This window comes from Dokdonella sp., assembly GCF_049593775.1.
GTDB lineage: Bacteria > Pseudomonadota > Gammaproteobacteria > Xanthomonadales > Rhodanobacteraceae > Dokdonella.
The window spans coordinates 1-2942 of record NZ_JBAWHJ010000364.1; the positions used below are offsets into that span (position 1 = coordinate 1).

At 61.8% G+C, this 2942-nt stretch carries 3 protein-coding genes; all 3 read left to right on the top strand.

The window, feature by feature from the left end:
* Window positions 1-1932 (top strand): protein-disulfide reductase DsbD family protein (locus WBP53_RS12475; RefSeq protein WP_423929392.1); only part of this gene is annotated, 1932 nt, incomplete at its 5' end.
* Between the two features lie 73 nt (window positions 1933-2005).
* Window positions 2006-2560 (top strand): TlpA family protein disulfide reductase, encoded by a 555-nt coding sequence (locus WBP53_RS12480; RefSeq protein WP_423929394.1) that lies wholly within the window; start codon window positions 2006-2008, stop codon window positions 2558-2560.
* Between the two features lie 149 nt (window positions 2561-2709).
* The coding region (locus WBP53_RS12485) for an alcohol dehydrogenase catalytic domain-containing protein (RefSeq protein ID WP_423929396.1) at window positions 2710-2942 on the top strand (233 nt) is incomplete at its 3' end.

Below are 2942 nucleotides of genomic sequence, written 5' to 3' on the forward strand. Positions count from 1 at the left end.
AACGCTGTCGAGGCCAGCCTCCCGTACACGCTGACCGACCCGTCGACTACCAGTATTGAAGTCACGATCACGGTGCAGGGCTGCCACGAAGTCGATCCGAAAATCTGCTATCCGCCGCATCCGACCAAGCTTGTCCTGACGCCACCGATGTCGACCAATGCCCCACCCACGGCATTGGCGCAGAAGCTGGCTTCCGGCAGCGCGCTCGGCAGTGCCGTCAATACGCTCGATTCCGATGAAGCCCTGCCGGCCGAGCAGGCCTTCGTGTTCGAAGCGATCGCAATGAGCCCGACCGAACTCCTTGCGCGCTGGACCATGCCGAAGGGGTACTACCTCTATCGTGACAAGAGCAGGGTCATGGTCGCGGACGACAGCGGCATTGAAGTCGGTGCCGCTCAATGGCCGGCCGGTGTTGATCATGTCGACGAGCACTTCGGCAGCGTCGTCGTCTACTACGACCAGGTCGAACTGCCGGTTGCCTTGAAGCGACCGAATGGCGACGCGCAAACCATCGAGCTTGTCGGCGAGTTCCAGGGCTGCAAGGAAGATGGCATCTGCTATCCGGTCCTGCAGCGCACGCTTGAGATTGATCTTGATCAGGCCAGCGCCGAACAGCTCGCCGCGGCCGCAGAGACCTTCGTCGCCGCAGCACCGAGGTCACAAGCGGCAAGCGGTGGCCTGGCCGACAATGACTTGCGTTCGGTTCCGCCCGAAACCAGTGGCATCGGTATCCTCGCTGCATTGCTGTTCGCCCTGTTCGGCGGTGTCGTGCTGAACCTGATGCCGTGCGTGCTACCGGTGCTTTCGCTCAAGGTGATCGGGCTCGCCCAGAGCGGTGAAAGCCAGGCCAAGGCACGCAAGCACGCGCTCTGGTACACGCTCGGCGTGATGGTCTCGTTCGCGATTGTCGGCCTGCTGGTGATCGCACTGCGCGAGGCGGGTCAGGCGCTGGGTTGGGGCTTCCAGCTTCAGCAACCGGGTTTCGTCGCGATTCTTGTCTACGTGCTTCTTGCCGTCGGCTTGAGCCTTTCGGGCGTCTTCACGATCGGGGCCGGCCTCGCCGGTGCCGGGCAGGGTCTGGCTTCCCGTTCCGGACCCGCCGGGGACTTCTTCACCGGCGTACTCGCTTGCGTGGTGGCCAGTCCGTGCACGGCGCCGTTCATGGGGCCGGCCCTGGCGTTCGCGTTTGCTTCATCGTCCATTGTCGCCCTGCTGATATTCCTCGCGCTCGGACTCGGACTGGCACTGCCATTCCTGCTCGTCGGCTTCGTTCCCGCGCTGGCAAAACGCTTGCCGAAACCCGGCGCGTGGATGGAAACCTTCAAACAGGTGCTGGCCTTCCCGATGTATCTGACAGCGGTCTGGCTGGTCTGGGTGCTCGGCAAGCAGCGCGGCGTGGATGCGATCGGACTCGTACTGATCGGCGCGGTCGTGCTGGCTCTCGGACTCTGGTGGCTGGAACGCGCGCGCTGGCGCGCAAAGATTTCCGGTCGCGTCCTGGCCGGCATCGTGCTGCTGGCATCGCTGGTGCCGATCTGGATGATCAGTCATCTGGATCCGCCAGCGAAAATTTCAGTGAGTTCGGATTCGGCCGTGACCTACTCGCGAGACAAGCTGGATGCCTTGCTCGCAGATGGCCGCACCGTCTTCGTCAACATGACCGCCGACTGGTGCGTCACCTGCAAGGCCAATGAAAAGAACGTGCTCGGTGGCGATGGATTCAAGGAATTGCTGGCCGAATCGAATGCGGTCTACATGAAGGGCGACTGGACCAATGTCGACCCCGAGATCACCGCCTTCCTGCAGGAGCACGGCGCTGTGGGTGTACCACTCTATGTCGTCTTCCATGGAAAGGAAGGGCCGGGCGATGTGCTGCCCACCCTGCTTACGGACAGCATTGTCGAAGACGCGCTTTCCACGCGCCAACCCTGATCAGGACGTCCTCCCGATAGCTCGCAGAACGCGAGCTGCCCACCTACGTTGTCGTTGCCGCTATCCTGACCCCATGTTCAACCGAACCAACATCCTGATCGTTGTATTGGCCATCGCCAGTGCCGGATTCGGACTGGCCATGAGTCAGTGGCTGCGCCCTGCCGCGAACACACCCGTCCGTGTGCCGACGGTCGACGTGCTGGATATTGGCGATCTCGTCGATGACACCGCCCTGCCCGATCGAAACGGCAGCATGCGCCAGCTTTCGGAATGGCGCGGCAAACTGATTGTGCTGAATTTCTGGGCTAGTTGGTGCGGGCCGTGCCGAGAGGAAATGCCGATGCTCGATGCGATGCGCACGCAATACGCAAATCGTGATGTCGAAGTCATCGGCATCGCGGCCGAAGAAGCGCCTGCGGCGCTGAGCTTCCTCGAACACAATCCGGTCAGCTATCCGATCCTGATCAATTCCCCGGCTGACGCGGCCGATTTCTCATTGCGGCTGGGCAACACCCAGGGCGTGCTGCCCTACACCGCGCTGATTGACCGGGATGGCAGCATCCTCGCCACGCGCATGGGCAACTTCAGTCAGGCTGCGCTGGAAGAGTGGATTGCGCCGTACTTGTAGAGCCAACTCTCCGCTTCCGGCACGATGAGCGCGTATTCGAAAACTCGTCATTCTCGCGAACGCGGGAGTGACGATCTTCAAGCAAGGCTTGACAGAACACTGCAATGCTCCCTGTCAATTCCGAATGGAGCCAACACAGGAATCACTTCATGTCCACTTCCGCATACGCCGCAGCCACTCCCAAAGCACCGCTCGCACCGTGGACGATCGAACGTCGCGAACCGGGTCCGAACGAAGTACAAATCGAGATCCGCTACTGCGGTGTCTGTCACTCCGACATTCATCAGGCGCGCGACGAATGGGGCCGCGGTATTTTCCCGATGGTGCCGGGCCATGAAATTGTCGGTGAAGTGGGTGCGGTCGGCAGCGCGGTGACCCGGTA

Excerpts from the sequence above, each read along its gene's own strand:
- WBP53_RS12480 (WP_423929394.1), top strand. The coding sequence starts at position 2,006 with ATGTTCAACCGAACCAACATCCTGATCGTTGTATTGGCCATCGCCAGT.